At 52.5% G+C, this 16,858-nt stretch carries 15 protein-coding genes; 7 read left to right on the top strand and 8 right to left on the bottom strand.

Annotated elements, in window-relative coordinates; translation table 11 throughout:
• Nucleotides 1-6 precede the first annotated feature (6 nt).
• The 3 genes from GJJ30_RS16135 to GJJ30_RS16125 form a co-directional block, all read right to left on the bottom strand.
• On the bottom strand, nucleotides 7-774 hold the full coding sequence (locus GJJ30_RS16135) for a cupin domain-containing protein (protein WP_154176194.1): 768 nt from the start codon (nucleotides 772-774) through the stop codon (nucleotides 7-9).
• Nucleotides 775-913: 139 nt separating this feature from the next.
• Nucleotides 914-2,293 (bottom strand): hypothetical protein, encoded by a 1,380-nt coding sequence (locus GJJ30_RS16130; protein ID WP_154176193.1) that lies wholly within the window; start codon nucleotides 2,291-2,293, stop codon nucleotides 914-916.
• Nucleotides 2,294-2,383: 90 nt separating this feature from the next.
• Nucleotides 2,384-2,755 (bottom strand): hypothetical protein, encoded by a 372-nt coding sequence (locus tag GJJ30_RS16125; protein ID WP_154176192.1) that lies wholly within the window; start codon nucleotides 2,753-2,755, stop codon nucleotides 2,384-2,386.
• A 171-nt stretch (nucleotides 2,756-2,926) separates the two neighbouring features.
• Between GJJ30_RS16125 and GJJ30_RS16120 the strand changes: the two genes are divergently transcribed.
• Nucleotides 2,927-3,643, top strand: a complete 717-nt coding sequence (locus GJJ30_RS16120) for an SDR family oxidoreductase (RefSeq protein ID WP_154176191.1) — start codon at nucleotides 2,927-2,929, stop codon at nucleotides 3,641-3,643.
• A gap of 76 nt (nucleotides 3,644-3,719) precedes the next feature.
• Here the strand turns inward: GJJ30_RS16120 and GJJ30_RS16115 are convergent, their stop codons facing one another.
• The gene (locus tag GJJ30_RS16115) at nucleotides 3,720-4,115 is read right to left on the bottom strand and encodes a T9SS type A sorting domain-containing protein (RefSeq protein WP_154176190.1); all 396 of its coding nucleotides are present in this window, start codon (nucleotides 4,113-4,115) and stop codon (nucleotides 3,720-3,722) included.
• Between the two features lie 220 nt (nucleotides 4,116-4,335).
• Here GJJ30_RS16115 and GJJ30_RS16110 point away from each other — a divergent pair, with 220 nt between their 5' ends.
• On the top strand, nucleotides 4,336-5,895 hold the full coding sequence (locus GJJ30_RS16110; protein WP_154176189.1) for a serine hydrolase: 1,560 nt from the start codon (nucleotides 4,336-4,338) through the stop codon (nucleotides 5,893-5,895).
• A gap of 69 nt (nucleotides 5,896-5,964) precedes the next feature.
• Here the strand turns inward: GJJ30_RS16110 and GJJ30_RS16105 are convergent, their stop codons facing one another.
• Nucleotides 5,965-7,293 (bottom strand): DEAD/DEAH box helicase, encoded by a 1,329-nt coding sequence (locus GJJ30_RS16105; RefSeq protein ID WP_154176188.1) that lies wholly within the window; start codon nucleotides 7,291-7,293, stop codon nucleotides 5,965-5,967.
• Nucleotides 7,294-7,487: 194 nt separating this feature from the next.
• Between GJJ30_RS16105 and GJJ30_RS16100 the strand changes: the two genes are divergently transcribed.
• From GJJ30_RS16100 to GJJ30_RS16090, 3 genes are all read left to right on the top strand, one after another.
• Nucleotides 7,488-7,883 carry a Dabb family protein gene (locus tag GJJ30_RS16100; RefSeq protein ID WP_154176187.1) on the top strand — a complete coding sequence of 132 codons (396 nt, stop codon included), beginning with the start codon at nucleotides 7,488-7,490 and terminating at the stop codon, nucleotides 7,881-7,883.
• Nucleotides 7,884-8,092: 209 nt separating this feature from the next.
• Nucleotides 8,093-8,863 (top strand): acetolactate decarboxylase, encoded by a 771-nt coding sequence (budA, locus tag GJJ30_RS16095; RefSeq protein ID WP_229313166.1) that lies wholly within the window; start codon nucleotides 8,093-8,095, stop codon nucleotides 8,861-8,863.
• Nucleotides 8,864-9,024: 161 nt separating this feature from the next.
• Entirely contained in the window at nucleotides 9,025-11,823 is a 2,799-nt protein-coding gene (locus tag GJJ30_RS16090; protein ID WP_154176185.1) for a M14 family metallopeptidase, read from the top strand.
• A 267-nt stretch (nucleotides 11,824-12,090) separates the two neighbouring features.
• Here the strand turns inward: GJJ30_RS16090 and GJJ30_RS16085 are convergent, their stop codons facing one another.
• Nucleotides 12,091-12,501 carry a DoxX family protein gene (locus GJJ30_RS16085; protein ID WP_154176184.1) on the bottom strand — a complete coding sequence of 137 codons (411 nt, stop codon included), beginning with the start codon at nucleotides 12,499-12,501 and terminating at the stop codon, nucleotides 12,091-12,093.
• Between the two features lie 129 nt (nucleotides 12,502-12,630).
• Between GJJ30_RS16085 and GJJ30_RS16080 the strand changes: the two genes are divergently transcribed.
• Entirely contained in the window at nucleotides 12,631-12,969 is a 339-nt protein-coding gene (locus GJJ30_RS16080; RefSeq protein WP_154176183.1) for a winged helix-turn-helix transcriptional regulator, read from the top strand.
• Nucleotides 12,970-13,073: 104 nt separating this feature from the next.
• On the opposite strand, the gene GJJ30_RS16075 is transcribed toward GJJ30_RS16080, so the two are convergent.
• Both GJJ30_RS16075 and GJJ30_RS16070 read right to left on the bottom strand, forming a co-directional pair.
• Nucleotides 13,074-13,853, bottom strand: a complete 780-nt coding sequence (locus GJJ30_RS16075) for a M90 family metallopeptidase (protein WP_154176182.1) — start codon at nucleotides 13,851-13,853, stop codon at nucleotides 13,074-13,076.
• A gap of 116 nt (nucleotides 13,854-13,969) precedes the next feature.
• Nucleotides 13,970-15,841 carry a CocE/NonD family hydrolase gene (locus tag GJJ30_RS16070; RefSeq protein WP_154176181.1) on the bottom strand — a complete coding sequence of 624 codons (1,872 nt, stop codon included), beginning with the start codon at nucleotides 15,839-15,841 and terminating at the stop codon, nucleotides 13,970-13,972.
• 146 nt (nucleotides 15,842-15,987) lie between these two features.
• Here GJJ30_RS16070 and GJJ30_RS16065 point away from each other — a divergent pair, with 146 nt between their 5' ends.
• The gene (locus tag GJJ30_RS16065; RefSeq protein WP_154176180.1) at nucleotides 15,988-16,857 is read left to right on the top strand and encodes an alpha/beta hydrolase; all 870 of its coding nucleotides are present in this window, start codon (nucleotides 15,988-15,990) and stop codon (nucleotides 16,855-16,857) included.
• Nucleotide 16,858 lies beyond the last annotated feature (1 nt).

Below are 16,858 nucleotides of genomic sequence, written 5' to 3'. Positions count from 1 at the left end.
AAACCGCTACTCGAACTGAAACGCAAAATAGGTACACGAGCCTTTGGCGGTATTCAGAATGCCGTGCGGAACGTTGGATTCCAGGAAAATAATGTCGCCCACCTGCGCCGATTGCATTTTGCCGTCGATGCTTTCCTGTGCGGTATTTTCGATCAGCATCAGGATTTCGGCGGCCCGGTGGGTGTGGGGCGGATGGCTCCATAAACCCTCGTTGAGCGTCGTCACGTGCATTTCGAAGCGTTTGCACATGACGGTAGACTGGTCAAAAATATTACGACGCCCGCCGTTGGTGTTGGGTTTGTACACCACATCTTTCCAGTCGACCCAGAAAGAACCGCCTTCCATGCGGGTCAGATCCAGGTCCGGGACCTCCTTGGAAGTGTACCGCATGACGTGGTAGGTCACCGGCGCCGAGCTTTTATTTTCCAGCCGGTGGGCGTCGCCGGGCACGATCAGCACGACACTGCCCGGCCCCAGGGTTTTGATGCGGCTCCCGAGTGAAACCGTCAGCTCACCGGTTTTGACAATAATCATGGCTTCATCTTCCAGGATTTCAGCCGGTCGGGAAGGCTGATTCGGCGGAATTGTGATGCCGTGAACGCTGAAATTGTTGAAATCCCGCGTCGTGCCTTCCACAATCGTCCGATCCTCAAAACCGCCCCTTTTCTCGACCGGAGCCTTCTCCCAGGAATAAACCTTAGAAGGGATGGTTTGGGCGAAGGCGGATCGCGCACTAAACACGGTCAGGAAGAGGAAGGAAACGAGTAGCTTCATAAAAACAGAAATGGTTTGCTAACCGGAAAAGGCCAATGGCCATCGTAATTACTTTTCTGGTTCTGTGCATTTTTCCAGCTGGACAAAAACACAATCAGGAGCTTTGCGGGCTCCTGATTGTGTTTATAGCGGACGAAACTTATCGGCGACCACCTCCGTGGAAACCACCGCCCCCATGAAAACCGCCCCCGCCACTGCGGAAACTGCCACCGCCACTGCGGAAGCCGCCCCCGTTAAAATTGCCTCCGCCATTCCGGAAGCCACCACCGCTGTAGGTGCGACCGCCCCAATTGCCTCCGTAGGCACCAACCCGGCCACCGGGGCTGTAGGAGCGATTAACACCGGCTCCAACGCGACCTCCGTAAAAGCCGCCCCGGCTCATCATGCCATTCCGGAAATACGGCCGGGCCGAGCCCACGTATCCCCGATAACTTGGCACAAACCGGTTGCTGTACCGCATGCCCCGGTAATAACCTCCGAACCGGTTGTAGAGGTAGGGATACGCGTAATAGCCCCGGTTAATGAACCAGCTGTTAAAACCAAACGCCGGAAAACCGTACAATCCAAAACCACCCAGTCCGTAGGAAAGGCCAAAACCGCCCCAGTAAGCCCCGGGATACCAGAGTGGCGAACCGTACCAGTACGGATAGCCAAACCAGTAGGAGTAGGGGTTCGCGTACATCATACCTCCGGCGTAACCTGCCGGAGGAAGAATGTATCCGTTGGTTTGCGCAAATGCCTGAGCGGCCTGATTGAGTTCACGACCCGCCTGCGGGTCGGCGTCGATTTTCTGTTTGTAGTCGGCCACCTCGCGATCGTGCTGAACGGCCAGACTGTCGTGCAGCGAAGCCAGTTGCTGATTCAGATCACTCGGATTGGCGGCATACTGTTCTCCCAACTGCGCTGTCAAATCAATGTTGTTCGTCAGCGTCACCAGCGCATCCGGGAAATTCAGCAACTGCCGGAAAGCCGCCTGGGTCGATCCGTCAAAGGGACTGATCAAGCGATCGAACGACTGGTCGGCCCGTTGGTTCAGCTCATCGGCCTTGACCAGATCGCGGTTGTGATTTCGGTACAGGTGCCAGGCGGCATCATGCAGGTTTTCGTCCGAATTTGGGACCATCCGGTCGATGGCATCGCGGTTCAGATTGGTCGGCGATTGCGCCAGTTTCCGGAGCAGATCCGGATACCGGGTCAGCTCATAAAACCAGCCCTGTTTTTTACGATCAAATCCGCTGATCAGGTTTTCGAACGAGGAGCGCGTGTCTTCGCGAACGTCCTGCAGTTGCGTCAGCACCTGCGTATACTGGGCCGCGGTGAGAATCGATTGCCGGATGTCGGCATCGTAGGGAGCGATGGAATTAAGTAAACCCTGCTGGGTTTCCAGACGGCTCGACTGGCCGAAAACCGTAATACTCAGCAGAATGAATAAGGTTGTCAATGCGTTGCTGCGGAAACCCCAACGGTTGATCGTGGTTTTCCGGGGAGCCATCCCATTGGCATGAAAAAGCGTTTTCATGACGATTCGATTGGATGAAATGAATACTAAAATGGTAAGCAATGTATTTAATGCAAGTTCCGGTTTAAGCAGCGGAAAAAATCGGTATCATTACCCGCACAAAATCTTCCAGGTGTGGAAAAGAACAAAGAGCGGAGTTGACCGGTAAGCCTTGTGGAACGGCTCAGAACGAAAACCGGCCGTTTCCGATGCCAGTACCCATTTTCCCCGATTAAAATAGGATTCATTGGGAAAACCGCATGCAGTTGACTGGTCGTTGCCGGACGAATTATCGTCCGTTGGCAATACCCACTCTAAAGGAAAGAAATGATCGGTGGGTTGGGCAAATGCGAAATGTGACGATTTGAAGCAGGAAGCCGTTGAACGGTCTGGGGTAAAAGCGGGAACCGCCGGTTTTGCCTGAACGAGCGATCCTGCCACCACCAGGAGCAACCACGTCAATATGACAAACCGTCTGTTCATATACCTTCGATGAAAATTCCCGATTCGATACCTTTTAAACGTAACGAAGTGCAAATTTGTTCTCTCGATTCGTGAATTGATAATCGGGTTCACTCGTAAACTTTCCCCGAAATCTCCGGGTTATGAAACCAGCAGACGGAAGCTGACTAGTAACAAATTTATTTCAGAAACATGGCAGAAATTATCAAAACCGCCCTCATCACCGGCGGTTCGAAAGGCATTGGCTACGGCATTGCCGAAGTATTGATCAAAGACGGAATTCGGGTCGCCATCACCAGCCGGTCGGCGGAAGGTGCAGACAAAGCTGCGGCTGAACTCAATAAAATCAAGGCCGGTTTTGCGCTCGGTTTTGCCGCCGACGTACGCGATCTGGCATCCCAGCAACAGGCCGTCGATGCGGTTTTGCAGCAATGGGGACGGCTGGATTACGTAATTGCCAACGCCGGTGTTGGCCATTTTGCGCCCATTCAGTCGCTGACACCCGAACAGTGGCAGGAAACGATCGACATCAATCTGACCGGGGTTTTCAACTCCATCAAAGCTACTTTATCCGCTTTGAAAGAATCGGAAGGCTATTTTATTACCATCTCGAGTCTGGCAGGCACCAACTTCTTCGAAAACGGGACGGCCTACAACGCCAGCAAATTCGGGCTGGTCGGCTTTTCTCAGGCGCTGATGCTCGACTTGCGCAGCGAAGGAATCAAAGTGAGCACGATCATGCCAGGCTCCGTGGCGTCGTATTTCAACAACCACGAACCGAACGAAAAAGACGCCTGGAAAATCCAGCCCGAAGACATCGGCCAGATTGTCGCCGACCTGATTCACATGCCCGCGCGGACGCTGCCGAGCAAGATCGAAGTTCGGCCATCGCGCCCCGGCGGTAAATAAGATGGGCTGAAACCGCTCCTTAAAAAGAAGCCGACTTTTGCATTCGGCTTCTTTTTTATGCTCACCCAGGATAGGATTAATTCATGGCAATGTGCCGTTCTGTCGCTACGGCGGGGGCGGTGGTGTGCAGTTTGACTTCTTTCACCTGTTTGTTCAAACCGTCGGACACTTCGACCTGGTAATTACCGTCTTCCAGCTGACCCAGGTCAAACCGGATGGCGGATGATTCGGTGCTTTTATTCAGTTGTTCCGTGGCCAGCGTTTCGCCCGCTTCGTTTTTCAGGGTAACGTGGATTCGACTGCCTTTGGCTTTGTTCACGTTAACCCGGATTTTCGCGCTGTTGATTACCGGATAAACGACGGATTGGAAAGTGGCGATTTTTTCGGTGCCGACGTTGGGATCGTTGGCAAAACTCACGGTTGAAGCGCCTAACGTTAAAGCGATTAATGCGGATGCGAATAGTGATTTCATGGTATTTGTTGTTTAGGAGTTGTTTTAGTATCTTTTGTTTTCTGGACTACTGCGGCTGATTGACGATTCGTCGTTGCGATGGTTCAAAGGAATAGCGAAATGAGCTACCTTGCTATGCATAGTACTCGGGCGGTTGTGGCGATATGTGAACGGTTTGTCGGCATGACGAATACAAAAAACCGCTAATTTGCTATATTTAGTGGTCATCAACCTTCTCACTATGAAATCACCGTTACTATTCGTCGCTCTATTTTTCGTATCTTCCTTACTTTGTAAGCCGGTTTTTGCGCAGGTCATTACCTCGGCCCAAATCGATCAGCTGGTCGAACGGACCTTAAAAACCTTCGAGGTGCCGGGCATTGCGGTCGCCGTTGTTAAAGACGGAAAGGTGATTCATTCCAAAGGCTATGGGATTCGCTCGATCCACTCGAAGGAGAAAGTGGATGCCAACACGCTGTTTGGTATTGCCTCCAACAGCAAAGCGTTTACGGCGGCCACGCTTGGCATTCTAATCGACGACGGCAAGCTGAATTGGGATGATAAAGTCGTCGATTACATTCCGGAATTCCGGCTGTATAATTCGTACGTCACCGAGGATTTTACCATTCGCGATCTGCTGACTCACCGCAGCGGTTTGGGCCTGGGCGCGGGCGACCTGATGTTTTTTCCCGATTCCAGCGATTTCACCCTGAAGGATGTCATTCATAACCTCCGGTATCTGAAACAGGTTTCCGGTTTTCGGACCAAATACGATTACGACAATCTGCTATACATGGTGGCTGGCGAGGTCGTCAAACGGGCTTCGGGCCAGAGCTGGGAAGATTTTGTTGAAACCCGGATTATGAAACCGCTGCAGATGGAAAAGAGTGCCGCGTCGTTTTCGCGACTGAAAGACAAATCAAATGTAATTGATGCCCACGCCGTCATTGAGGGAAAACTGCGGACGGTACGACGGGGCCGGCTCGACGTAGGCAACTCGGCCGGAGGCATCAACAGCAGTATTAACGACTTGAGCAAGTGGGTGATCATGCAACTCAACGGCGGAAAATACGGCGACGGTTTGTCCAAAACCCTGTTCAGCGCCAAAGTCCAGGACGAAATGTGGACGCCCCAAACCATCATTCCCGTCCGGAATCCGGGTCCGTACAACACGCACTTCAGTGCTTATGGCCTGGGTTGGGGACTGAGCGATGTGAAAGGGTACAAACAGGTTACGCACACCGGCGGACTGCCCGGCATGGTGACGCAGGTGACGCTGCTGCCAGAACTTAAACTGGGCATTATCGTACTGACCAATCAGCAGGCCGGAGCGGCTTTTACGTCCATCACCAACCAGATCAAGGACAGTTATTTCGGCATCACCGGAACCGACCGGGTAAAGGAATACAGCGATCGATTGCGCGAAAATACCGCCAGTGCCGATAAAGTTACAGATGAGGTCAGGAAAGTAGTCGAAGCGCAAAAGAGCGCAGCCAAGCCGGATCTGAATTTTTACGCCGGAACCTACCACGACAACTGGCTTGGCGACGTTTCCATTGCCGTTAAAAATGACCGACTTCTGTTTGCAGCCAAACGTTCTCCTCGCCTGACGGGCGAATTATACTTTTACAAAGGCAATACGTTTGTCGTGAAATGGAACGACCGTAGCCTGGAAGCCGACGCCTTTGTAATGTTCGGGCTCGATTATGAAGGAAAACCGGTTTCCATGAAAATGAAAGCCATCTCGCCCCTGACCGACTTCAGCTACGACTTCCACGATCTGGAGTTTGGGAGAAAGTGATTGTTGACCATTGACGATGGACGATCGACCATCGGCTTTTGGCAATGGTCGATCGTCCATCGTCAATGGTCATTCCCCCCTCGCTACTTCAATCTTATACCTTTTCCCTTTCATTTTTTCGTCCTTGATTTTGGCCAGAAGGCTTGGGACTTTCGACTTCCGGACGGCCGCGAAGGAGACAAAATCCTTGACTTCGATCAGGCCCAGATCGCCTTTTTCGAGCCCGCCTTTCTGGGAAAAAAAACCGACAATATCGATTTTGTTGAGTTTATTTTTTCGACCGCCACTGATGTAAATGGTCTGAAAACGGGGCGGTTCGGGCAGCGGTTTTCTGGCCGGAATGCTGAATTCTTCGAGCGATTCGGGCAAATACCGGGGGCGTTCTTCGTCGCGGCTGAGCAGGACATAGGCCGTTCCGGACGCTTGCATCCGGGCCGTCCGGCCGTTGCGGTGCAGAAACTCGTGTTCGTGCAGCGGCAGCTGAAAGTGAATGACGTATTTCATTTCGGGAATGTCGAGCCCACGTGCGGCTAAATCCGTCGTAATGAGATAATTAATGCTGCCATTCCGGAACTGGATCAGGGCCCGCTCGCGATCATCCTGCTCCATGCCGCCGTGGTAAAAAGCGGCATAAATCCCCAATTCGTTCAGGAATGCACTCGTCCGCTCGGCGGTATCGCGGTGGTTACAAAAAATCAGCGCTGCTTCGGAATCCAGCGAACAGATCAGCCGGAACAGGGTATTGGTTTTGTCTTTCTCCTCCGAAAAAACCGCTTTGATTGTCAGTAGGTTAGCTCGATCATCGTCGGAAATAAAATCCAGTTTCACGGGCGAACGAACCCCCGTGAAATCCGGGATGGAAATTCCGGCAGTGGCCGAAACCAGGACGCGTTTGCTCAGCGACCGCAAACCGCCGATGATGAACGCCATTTGCTCCTGAAAACCGAGTTCCAGGGATTTGTCGAATTCGTCGAGCACCAGCGCGTGAATGCCACCCGGATCGAAGGTGTTGCGGTCGAGGTGATCGGCAATGCGACCCGGTGTACCGATCAAAACCGCCGGTGGATTGCTCAGATTCTGGATTTCGGTTGCCATTGGATGCCCGCCGTAGCAAACGTTGACCTTGTAACCCGTTCCCATTTTTTTCCAGACGTGCTCAATCTGCAACGCCAGTTCGCGGGTGGGCGCCAGGATCAGGCACTGAACGTTTTTTTGGTCCGATTTGAGCAATTGAAGTACGGGTAACAGAAACGCCAAGGTTTTCCCGGAACCGGTCGGAGCGAGCAACAGTACGGCTTTCTCCCGAACGATCGCTTCCCGCGCTTCGGTTTGCATCGGGTTTAAAGCCGCAATTCCCAGGTTCGCCAGAATGGGCGAAAGATCTAAATTGGTTTCCATACCGCAAAAGTAAGGTAAATTACCGGCCCTGAAGGTTCATTTTCGGGAAGCACTGTATCATGTCTCGGATTTAGTTGGAGAAAGTATTTTGCAGAAAAGAGAAAAGCCCGGTTTTAATTCGGAGAATCTTACCCACTTTTGTCTTTTAACCAACGAAATTACCTCAGAAGCCGCCAGCGCGGACCGAAAGTTTTATGAAAGAACAATCACGTCGGGAGTTTGTAAAAAAGGGTGTCGGGGCCGGGCTTGGACTCGGTTTATCGGGCAACGCTCCGAAAGAACTATTTGTCCATCACGTTTATTTTTACCTGAAAAACCCGGGCAGCGAGGCCGATAAAGCCAAATTGCTCGAAGGGCTAAACAAACTGGCTAAAGTGCCGACAATCAAGCTGGTGCACATCGGAACGCCCGCGCCAACCACACGTTCGGTCATTGAGCGTTCGTACACGTTTTCGTGGCTCTGTTTTTTCAATAACCTGATGGATGAGGAGCTTTACCAGACACATCCGATTCACCTTAAATTTGTCGAAGAATATTCGTCTCTCTGGGAAAAAGTGATTGTCTACGATTCCGTCGGCCCCAAGCGGTAACACCCCAATCCGCAACCCCGGCAGCGCCGGGCCGTCGATGAGTTCGGAAACCCCGTCAGCGGTCGCAGACCCTGACGGCGGTGAATTTAAGCTGAATAAATTTAAACCGCCGTCAGGGTCTGCGACCGCTGACGGGGTGTGCTAGTCCTAAACTCCTCTTGTAAATGATAACTTATTTACCTTTAAGAATCAGTAAACCGCTTGGTTTCTTGCTGACGATCACCACATACCTCCTCCAAGGCTGCTCCCAAAAACAATCCGCCGAAACCGCCAAGCCACCGGTTTCGGATTTTATGTACCAGTATTCGATCATTGACGCGCTGTTGGCGGGCGTTTTTGACGGCAACCTCACGCTCGGCCAGTTAAAAACCAAAGGCGATTTCGGCATCGGAACATTCAACCGGGTGGATGGCGAACTGATTGTCGATCAGGGTAACGTGTACAAAATTAGGTACGATGGCAGCATTCAGGAGGTGCCGGATACGGACAGTACGTCGATTGCGTTTGTCAAGTTTTTCAAGGCCGATTCAACGTTCATTATCAAAAACATCACGCTGGATGAACTGGAGAAAAAACTGCTGGCGGTTTTGCCCGCCAACGAAATGTACGCCATTCGGATGAAGGGCCATTTTGAAAAACTGACGTCCCGCGCACCTGGCGCAGCCAGAAAACCGTACCCCAGCCTGAAAGATCACCTGGCGAAACAGCAGCATCTGTTCAACTTAAGCAATACCGATGGGGTAGTCGCCGGTTTTTTGCTACCAGGCTACATCGCCAAGGTCAACGTACCCGGTTTTCACTTTCATTACCTCGCGAACGATCACAAATCCGGCGGGCATATTTTCGATTTTACCGCGACTGAACTGACGGTTGAGATCGATAAAATTCAGGGTTATACCGTCGAACTGAACACCCATGCGGATTTCGATAAAGTCGGGTTGGAGAAAGACCGGCAGGAAGAGTTGAAAAAAATTGAATAAGCGATTCCGCAGCATCTTTTATAGTATTCGTTCCATTTCTGTAATTTTCAATAAAATATATGGTTATCATTATAAATGGTAAAATTATATTTTGTGACTGGGTTACGGTTGTGAGAAAAAAATAAGTTAATTCGTCTTATCAACGAACGAACCTCCGTCCCATGAAAAGGTATTTTTTACCCGCTTTATTTTGTTTACTGACTCTGAGCCTGACCCAGGTTCAGGCCCAAAATATTCCTTCGCCGAAGGACCATTTCGGGTTTAACATCGGCGACGATTACCAGCTTGCTACCTACACCCAAACCGAAGCGTATTTTAAGAAACTGGCCGCTTCGGACCGGACCAAACTGGTCGATATCGGGATGACTGAGGAAGGGCGGCACCAGTACATGATCATCGTGTCGTCGCCCGAAAACCTGAAAAAACTCGACCGGTACAAGGAAATTTCCACCAAAATGGCCCGCGCCGAAGGCCTGACCGAGGAGCAGGCGAAGGCAATGGCCGCTGAAGGCAAGGCGGTGGTCTGGATCGATGGCGGTTTGCACGCAACCGAAACCGTTGGCACAATGCAACTCATCGAAACCGCCTGGCAACTGGTGAGTCGCAAAGACCCCGAAACGCTCCGGATTCTGGATAACGTTGTCATTCTACTCACACACGCGAACCCCGACGGGCAGGAACTGGTCAGTAGCTGGTACATGCGCGAACCGAAACCGGAGAAGCGCCTGCTTGAAAATGTGCCGCGCCTTTACCAGAAATACGCCGGTCACGACAACAACCGCGACTTTTTTATCATGAACATGAAAGAGTCGCAAAACATTGGCCGTCAGTTGTTTATCGAATGGCTGCCGCAGGTTATGTACAACCACCACCAGCGCGGACCGGCCGGTTCGGTGCTGGCGGGGCCGCCGTATCGCGATCCGTTCAACTACGTGTTCGAGCCGCTGATGATCACCGGGATCGATGCGCTCGGTGCGGCCATGATCAACCGGCTGAACGCGGAAAACAAACCCGGTTTTACGCGCCTGGGCGGTTCGGTTTTCTCGACCTGGTACAACGGCGGTTTACGGACGACTACGCACTTTCACAACATGATCGGTTTGCTGACGGAAATTATCGGCAATCCGACGCCGGAAGACGTGCCACTGGTGCCAAACCGCCTGATTCCCAACGGAAATACGCCCTTTCCGGTGACGCCCCGGAAGTGGTATTTCAGGCAGTCAATCGATTATTCCGTTTCGTTGAATTATGCTACGCTCGACTACGCGGCCCGGCACAGCGATCAGTTGCTGTACAATATTTACCGAATGGGCAAAAACGCCATCGAGCACGGCAGCTCGGATTACTGGACGCTTTCGCCGAAGCGGATTGACGCCATCAACCAGAATTATCAGGCCGATTTAAGGAAAACGCCACCGACGAGCGGAACGGCAACGACGCCCGACCAGTACGGTTTGTTGCCGCGCGGGGGCGGCATTCCCGTGAAATATTACGATGCGGTTTTGAAAGATCCTGCCCTGCGCGACCCGCGCGGATACATCATTACGACCGATCAGCCGGATTTCCCGACGGCGGTCAAGTTCCTCAATGCGTTGATCAAAACCGGTATTCAGGTGCAGGAAGCCACGGCGGAGTTTACCGTAGCGGGCAAGAAATACCCGGCGGGTTCATACGTCGTCAAAACCGATCAGGCGTTCCGGCCGCACGTGCTGGACATGTTCGAGCCGCAGGATCACCCGAACGATTTTCAGTATCCGGGCGGTCCGCCGGTGCGTCCGTACGATGCCGCTGGCTGGACCCTGGCTTACCAGATGGGCGTCAAAGTGGACCGGATTCTGGACGGTTTTGACGGTCCCTTCCGGAAATTGCCCTACGGCGAGTTGCAAATGCCAAAAGGCAAGATGGAAACCGGCACTGTCGCGGGCTACACGTTGAGTGCGCAGACCAATAACGCATTTATTGCCGTCAACGATCTCCTGAAGTCGGGCGTCGACGTATACCGGTTACCGACGGGTACAGCCGGGAAACTGGCAGCCGGAGCGTTTTACGTTCCGGGTTCGGCCAAGGCCAAAACGTTGCTGGATAAATCGGCAAAGGAGTTGGGACTGGAAATTACGGGCGTTGGCAAAAAGCCGATGGGGGCGCTGGTGAAGGTGTCGCCCGCGCGGATTGCGCTGTGGGATGCCTACGGCGGGTCGATGCCGTCGGGCTGGGTTCGCTGGCTGATGGAGCAATACCGTTTCCCGATGCAGGTCATCTATTCGCAGGACATCGACGCCGGTGATTTGCGGAAGAAATTCGATGTGATCGTGTTTGTTTCCCGGGCCATTCCGGCGGTGGGCGCTTCCGGTTCCGGTGGGGGCGAAGGCGGTTTTTCGAATCGGGAGCCCAAAGCTGAAGAATTGCCCGCCGAATACCGTCCGTGGCTTGGCAAAATTACGGCCGACAAGTCGATTCCGCAGTTGAAGAAATTCCTGGAAGCGGGCGGTAACGTCGTCACCATTGGCAGCAGCACAAACCTGGCTTACCACCTGGGATTGCCGGTAAAAAATGCGCTGGTGGACATGAACAGCGCGGGCATTGAGCGACCTCTATCGAACGAAAAATACTACATTCCGGGCAGTATTCTGCGCATTGATCTGGACTCCACCCAGCAAGCCACCTGGGGATTATCATGCCAGACGGACGTTTATTTTGATGCCAGCCCGGTTTTTAAAATCGCGCCGGATGCGGTGGCCAAAGGCATTGTCAAACCGCTGGCGTGGTTCTCGACCGCCAAACCGCTGCGCAGCGGCTGGGCCTGGGGGCAGGCCTATTTGCAGGACGGCGTGGCGGCTTTTATGGCCCCGGTCGGTTCCGGCAAACTCTACGCCTTCGGACCGGAAATCACCTTCCGCGCCCAGGCGCAGGGAACGTTTAAGCTGTTATTCAATCAGTTGTATTCTACTTCATTGCCATAAAAGCGACTTGGTCTATAAATCCCACGGGCCGGGAATGAACGCGGAAGCGGTACATTTCCGGCCCGTTTTCGTTAAAATAGGTTATCAAAATTGAAGCGTTTCCTTGACTTGGATCGGTTCTCAACCAAGCCCCCAATCCCCTAAAGGAGGCTTGAAACTCCGGAGCAGAAGCCCCCTTTAGGGGGTTGGGGGCAACCATAATAGAATGAAGACAGCCTTAACACCCTGCAACATAAAAAGCTTTTCTCCGCGGGATACTAAAACCGCTTATCGTGCCGGAATCGGTGCTTTCCTGGATCTTCCCCAGGCAACAAAAGCCGCAAGCAGGGCAAACACAATATTAGGTGCAATCCCGGCGGCTTCTCCCCGGGAAATATGGAAAATGCCCGCGCAGATCATCTGGACTACGATGGCAATGGCGGTAATGGGCGTCAGGCCGGGCCTGATCCGGAGCAGGGAAGGCAGAAGAATGCCAACTGCCCCCAGAAAATCGAATACGCCGGTGAGTTTCACGAGTTCAGGGGGAATTTGCGCCGTCCAAGGCCACATCCTGGAAAGCTCGGCAATTGGCTGAAAAAGTTTCAGGTAGGCCGCCCAGCTGAAACTGGCGGCAATGAGAATCTGGGCAACCCATAAAGCAATGTGAAGGGCTATTGGCGGTTTTGGATAATGAGTCATGAGTTGATCCGGTTTTAAGAACGGACCAAAAGTATTTATATTCGCTGTCCGTTGGAAAGCACTTTCCGGTTGGAAAGCAGATGCCAACGAGCTAGTATCATTAGAATCACTAAAACGAACCAGAAAAATATGCTGACCGGAGAGGGGTGTCCTAAGAATATGCTTTCGATCAAAGATGCGTTGGAAGCGCTGGAAGGAAGCTGGAAGTTGTTGATTCTTTTTGCGTTATCGTCCGGCCCCAAACGCTTCAAGCAGATTTCGAAGGAAGTCAGCGGGATTTCCGACAAAACGCTCTCGAAAGAATTGAAGAACCTGGAGCAGAACAAACTGATCACCCGGGAAGTATATGACACTTATCCGCCGACTGTCGAATACGCCATCACGGCGCATGGCAAATCGCTGGAGAAGGTAATGGAGGAACTTCACTTCTGGGGACTAACACACCGAAAGGAGATTATTGGCAAGTGATTTTTAGTTGTTTCGCGAAGCTGAGCGGAGGAAAGCGAAGTTCAGCAGAGAAAAATAACCTCCGCTGAGCTCTGCTTTCCTCCGCTTCGTGAAATAGCTGTTTCTTAACCTTCCCCCGGCCGCTGCTGAAAAATCTCCTCCAACGTAGCAAACAGCTCGGGATGTTTCTCCTTCAGTAAATCCGGGCGTTTAAAGAAGTATTCGGAAACGACGGCGAAGAACTCGGCTTCGTTGGTTGTGGCGTAGGGATTGATGTCAGAGCGGTTTTTCTGGATATCGGCGATGCTGGCGTGAATCAGTTGAAGCCAGGGTTTAAGGTGATTGCGGTCCAAGAGGTATTCGGGCGCGCCGTCGGTGGAACCGTCGGCTTTGTCGAGCAGGTGGACAAACTCGTGAATACCAGTGTTTTCCTTGCTGGTTTCGTTCGCAAAACCTTCGTGCAGTGCCGGTTTGGAGAGCGCCATCGTGCTTTGCAGCGCCCCGCCTTCGCCCACCATGCCGAGGATGTTACGGTTTTTGCCAGACGTTTCAAAGTCGGTATTGAAACGGTCGTCGTACAGCAAAACCGTCGTCAGGCGGTAAAACGACCAATCTTTAAACCCGAAAATTGTAATAACGGCGCTGCTGGCTACCAGCACCCGGTCCAGCTCATCGACGGTCGTGCCAACACCCTCGATGCGGGTGTGAGACAGGAATTGATCGACGCGCTGTTCAAAAACCGCCTTCTCTTCATTGCTCAGCGCGCGGTAATACGCGACGTGTTCCTCCAATAAATCACTATAGCTGGCCGATGCGGGCGGGCTAACCGCAACGCTCCGTCGCCGGTAATTCCAGATCAACCCGCCGAGCAGTAACACGGCCAGCAAAACTAATGCGTACGCCATTTCAATCAATTTGAGAAAGTTTAATAGTTTAACGTTTATGGTTTCAGGTTATGAGTGACTCACGGACAGAAATTTGTCTCAACCTTTAACCACGAACCATAAACCGTAAACGTTTTTCACTTCAAAACCGGCAGTAAAATACGGCTGGCGGCTTTTCCGCTGTGGTGAATTTTGATTGTTGCCTTTTGAAAATCAGCTTCTTTGGCGTGGTAAATATCCACGAATTTCTGCGGATTCCGGTCGACCAGCGGAAACCAGCTGCTTTGGATCTGTACCATCAGCCGGTGGCCTTTTTTGAACGTGTGTGCAATGTCGGGCAGTGCGTATTTCACGGTCGTGACCTGATCGGGAACAAACGCGACCGGTTTTTCGAAACTGTTCCGAAACCGTCCGCGCATTACCTCTCCGCGCACCAGCATCTGATAACCGCTCATGATGTATTTGTCGGCCTTGCCGTATTCAAACTCATCCGGGAAAACATCGATCAGTTTCACCACAAAATCGGCGTCGGTTCCGCTGATGCTCACCTGCAAATCGGCGGTCAGCGGCCCCGCGAGGGTCAGATCTTCGGTCAGTACGTCGGTTTCGAACACCAGCACATCCGGTCGATTGGCCGCAAACCGCTGATCGTCCGTCATATACTCGCGGGTGCGGAGCGTTTTAATCCCTTCGGCGTACGGCACCGGTTTGGCCGGATCGCTGACGTAGGCCGTGAACGAATCGCCGGCCGAAGCCGGTTTTGTATAGCTCAGAGTGCCCTTGGGTTGCAGATACAGGGCGGTTTCGGAGGTGTTGGCCGGGGGCCATTTTTCCAGTTGGTGCCACTGATTTTCGCCGGTATAAAAAACCGTTGCCTCCTTGATCGGATCGGCGCTGCCTTTGCCTTTCAGGTAAAAATTGAAAAACGGAATTTCGACATTCGTCGCGTACCATGCACTGGTTGGGCTGCCAAACTGCACGTTACCGAGCGACGAACCGTCGCTGCCACGACCGGCCCACTGCCCGTGAAACCACGGTCCCATGATGATTTTGTTGGTATTTTTCGCCTTGCTTTCGATGGCTTTGTACGTCGTCCAGGCGCCGTAGCAATCCTCCGCGTCGAATAGACCGCCCACCACCAGGGTTGCGGTTCCGGGCGAAATGTTGTTGACAAAATTGCGGACGTTGCGCGATTGCCAGAAGCTGTCGTAGTTTGGGTGCTGCATCAACTCTTTCCAGAACCGCACGCTATCTCCGGCAAAGGTGGTCAACTTCGGCAGCGTGCCGTTGCGAAGGAAAAATTCGTAACTGTCTTTCGTGACTACCTCCATCGGTTTCGGACCCACGGTTGTTGGTTTAGGCCGGGGCATACCAAAACCGCGCCGGATGTAGAAATTGAACGCATCCATCAGCATCAGCGCCCCGTTGTGGTGAAAATCGTCGCCGAGAAACCATTCCGTCACCGGGGCCTGCGGACTGACGGCCTTCAGCGCCGGATGGTTGCTCAAAGCCGCCATCGTCGAATAAAAACCGGGATACGATATGCCGAAAACGCCCACCTTGCCGTTGTTGTTCGGCAGGTTTTTCACCAGCCAGTCGATGGTATCGTAAGTGTCGGTGGCTTCGTCGACGTCCGTTTTGGCCTTTTTTGCCGGATTGTAAGGCCGGACATCCTCGAAGGTTCCTTCGCTCATCCAGCGGCCGCGAACGTCCTGCACCACCATGATGTAGCCTTCTTTCAAGTATTCCCGGTAGTGATTGCTCCAGAAATTGCGATAGGCGGTTTCGCCGTAGGGCGCGCAGGAATACGGCGTTCGGGACATCAGAACCGGGTGTTTTTCTGCATTGTCTTTCGGAGCGTAAATGGACGTGAAAAGCTTCGTGCCGTCCCGCATCGGAATGTAAATTTCCTGTTTGGAATAATTCGTTCGAAACCAGGTTGAATCGGGCGTTTGGGCGTGCACAAAAACTGGCAGCAGAGCCAGCAGAATCCGGTAAATGAGTTTCATGGTTGTATTCGGTTACGAAAGCAGTGAACAAAAAGTAAGATAGGAAAGAAAAGCAGAAAAACCCACTTCTGACGGGATAAACCGCTAACTTGCCGTTCATTCGTGCGGTTTTTTATTCGTTTCAACTCAAAATCCAACGATTGTTCATGCGATTTCTGTGGCTCATTTGCCTGCTGTTTTCCCTGTCTGCGTTTGCGCAGGAAAGTAAAGTGTTCGACGACCTGACGGTCAAAAGCGCCATCCTGAAAAAAGACAAAAAGTTTGCACTTTACCTGCCTCCCGGTTACGAAAACTCCCAGCGGTCTTACCCGGTTTTGTATCTGCTCCACGGCGGTGGTGACGATCAGACAGCCTGGCTCCAGTCGGGGAATATGCAGAATATTGTCGACCGGGAAATTCGGGAGGGCCGCATCCCGCCGATGATTGTGGTGATGCCGGACGCCGAAATGACGTTTTACCTCAACAGTGCCGCCGGGAAATACCAGTTCGAAGATTTTTTCATTAAGGAACTGATTCCGCACATTGAAAAAACGTACCGCTGCCGGGCGGAAAAGCGGTTTCGGGCCGTAGCGGGTTTGTCAATGGGCGGTTTTGGCTCGTTGCTGTACGCCATGCACCATCCGGATTTGTTCGGTTCCTGCGCGGCTTTCAGCGCCGGGGTTCGGACCGACCAGCAAATCCGGGAAATGCCGCATCAGGAATATCTGCGACGGTATCGCACGGCGATGGGTGAGTTGAAAGAAACCGATAACCGCATCACCGACTTCTGGAACCAGAACAGCATTCTGTATCTGATCCAGAAAATGCCGGAAGCGCAGAAAAAAGCCGTCCGGTTTTACCTCGATTGTGGCGACGACGACCAACTGCTGTATAAAGGCAATGCCGAAATGCACACGCTGATGCGGGACCTGAACATTCCACACGAATATCGGGTTCGCAACGGCGGCCACACCTGGGAATACTGGCGCAGCGGTTTACCGGATGCGCTGCAATTCATCAGCCAGAGTTTTTTGTAAA

The organism is Larkinella terrae, from assembly GCF_009668025.1.
Taxonomy (GTDB): Bacteria; Bacteroidota; Bacteroidia; order Cytophagales; family Spirosomataceae; genus Larkinella; species Larkinella terrae.
Note: the sequence above shows the minus strand (reverse complement) of the source record. Positions and strands in the feature narration are given on the sequence as shown.

Bases quoted from the DNA above. Each gene is read 5' to 3' on its own strand.
- GJJ30_RS16135 (WP_154176194.1), bottom strand. From the start codon at position 774: ATGAAGCTACTCGTTTCCTTCCTCTTCCTGACCGTGTTTAGTGCGCGA.
- GJJ30_RS16130 (WP_154176193.1), bottom strand. From the start codon at position 2,293: ATGAAAACGCTTTTTCATGCCAATGGGATGGCTCCCCGGAAAACCACG.
- GJJ30_RS16125 (WP_154176192.1), bottom strand. From the start codon at position 2,755: ATGAACAGACGGTTTGTCATATTGACGTGGTTGCTCCTGGTGGTGGCA.
- GJJ30_RS16120 (WP_154176191.1), top strand. From the start codon at position 2,927: ATGGCAGAAATTATCAAAACCGCCCTCATCACCGGCGGTTCGAAAGGC.
- GJJ30_RS16115 (WP_154176190.1), bottom strand. From the start codon at position 4,115: ATGAAATCACTATTCGCATCCGCATTAATCGCTTTAACGTTAGGCGCT.
- GJJ30_RS16110 (WP_154176189.1), top strand. From the start codon at position 4,336: ATGAAATCACCGTTACTATTCGTCGCTCTATTTTTCGTATCTTCCTTA.
- GJJ30_RS16105 (WP_154176188.1), bottom strand. From the start codon at position 7,293: ATGGAAACCAATTTAGATCTTTCGCCCATTCTGGCGAACCTGGGAATT.
- GJJ30_RS16100 (WP_154176187.1), top strand. From the start codon at position 7,488: ATGAAAGAACAATCACGTCGGGAGTTTGTAAAAAAGGGTGTCGGGGCC.
- GJJ30_RS16090 (WP_154176185.1), top strand. From the start codon at position 9,025: ATGAAAAGGTATTTTTTACCCGCTTTATTTTGTTTACTGACTCTGAGC.
- GJJ30_RS16085 (WP_154176184.1), bottom strand. From the start codon at position 12,501: ATGACTCATTATCCAAAACCGCCAATAGCCCTTCACATTGCTTTATGG.
- GJJ30_RS16080 (WP_154176183.1), top strand. From the start codon at position 12,631: ATGCTGACCGGAGAGGGGTGTCCTAAGAATATGCTTTCGATCAAAGAT.
- GJJ30_RS16075 (WP_154176182.1), bottom strand. From the start codon at position 13,853: ATGGCGTACGCATTAGTTTTGCTGGCCGTGTTACTGCTCGGCGGGTTG.
- GJJ30_RS16070 (WP_154176181.1), bottom strand. From the start codon at position 15,841: ATGAAACTCATTTACCGGATTCTGCTGGCTCTGCTGCCAGTTTTTGTG.
- GJJ30_RS16065 (WP_154176180.1), top strand. From the start codon at position 15,988: ATGCGATTTCTGTGGCTCATTTGCCTGCTGTTTTCCCTGTCTGCGTTT.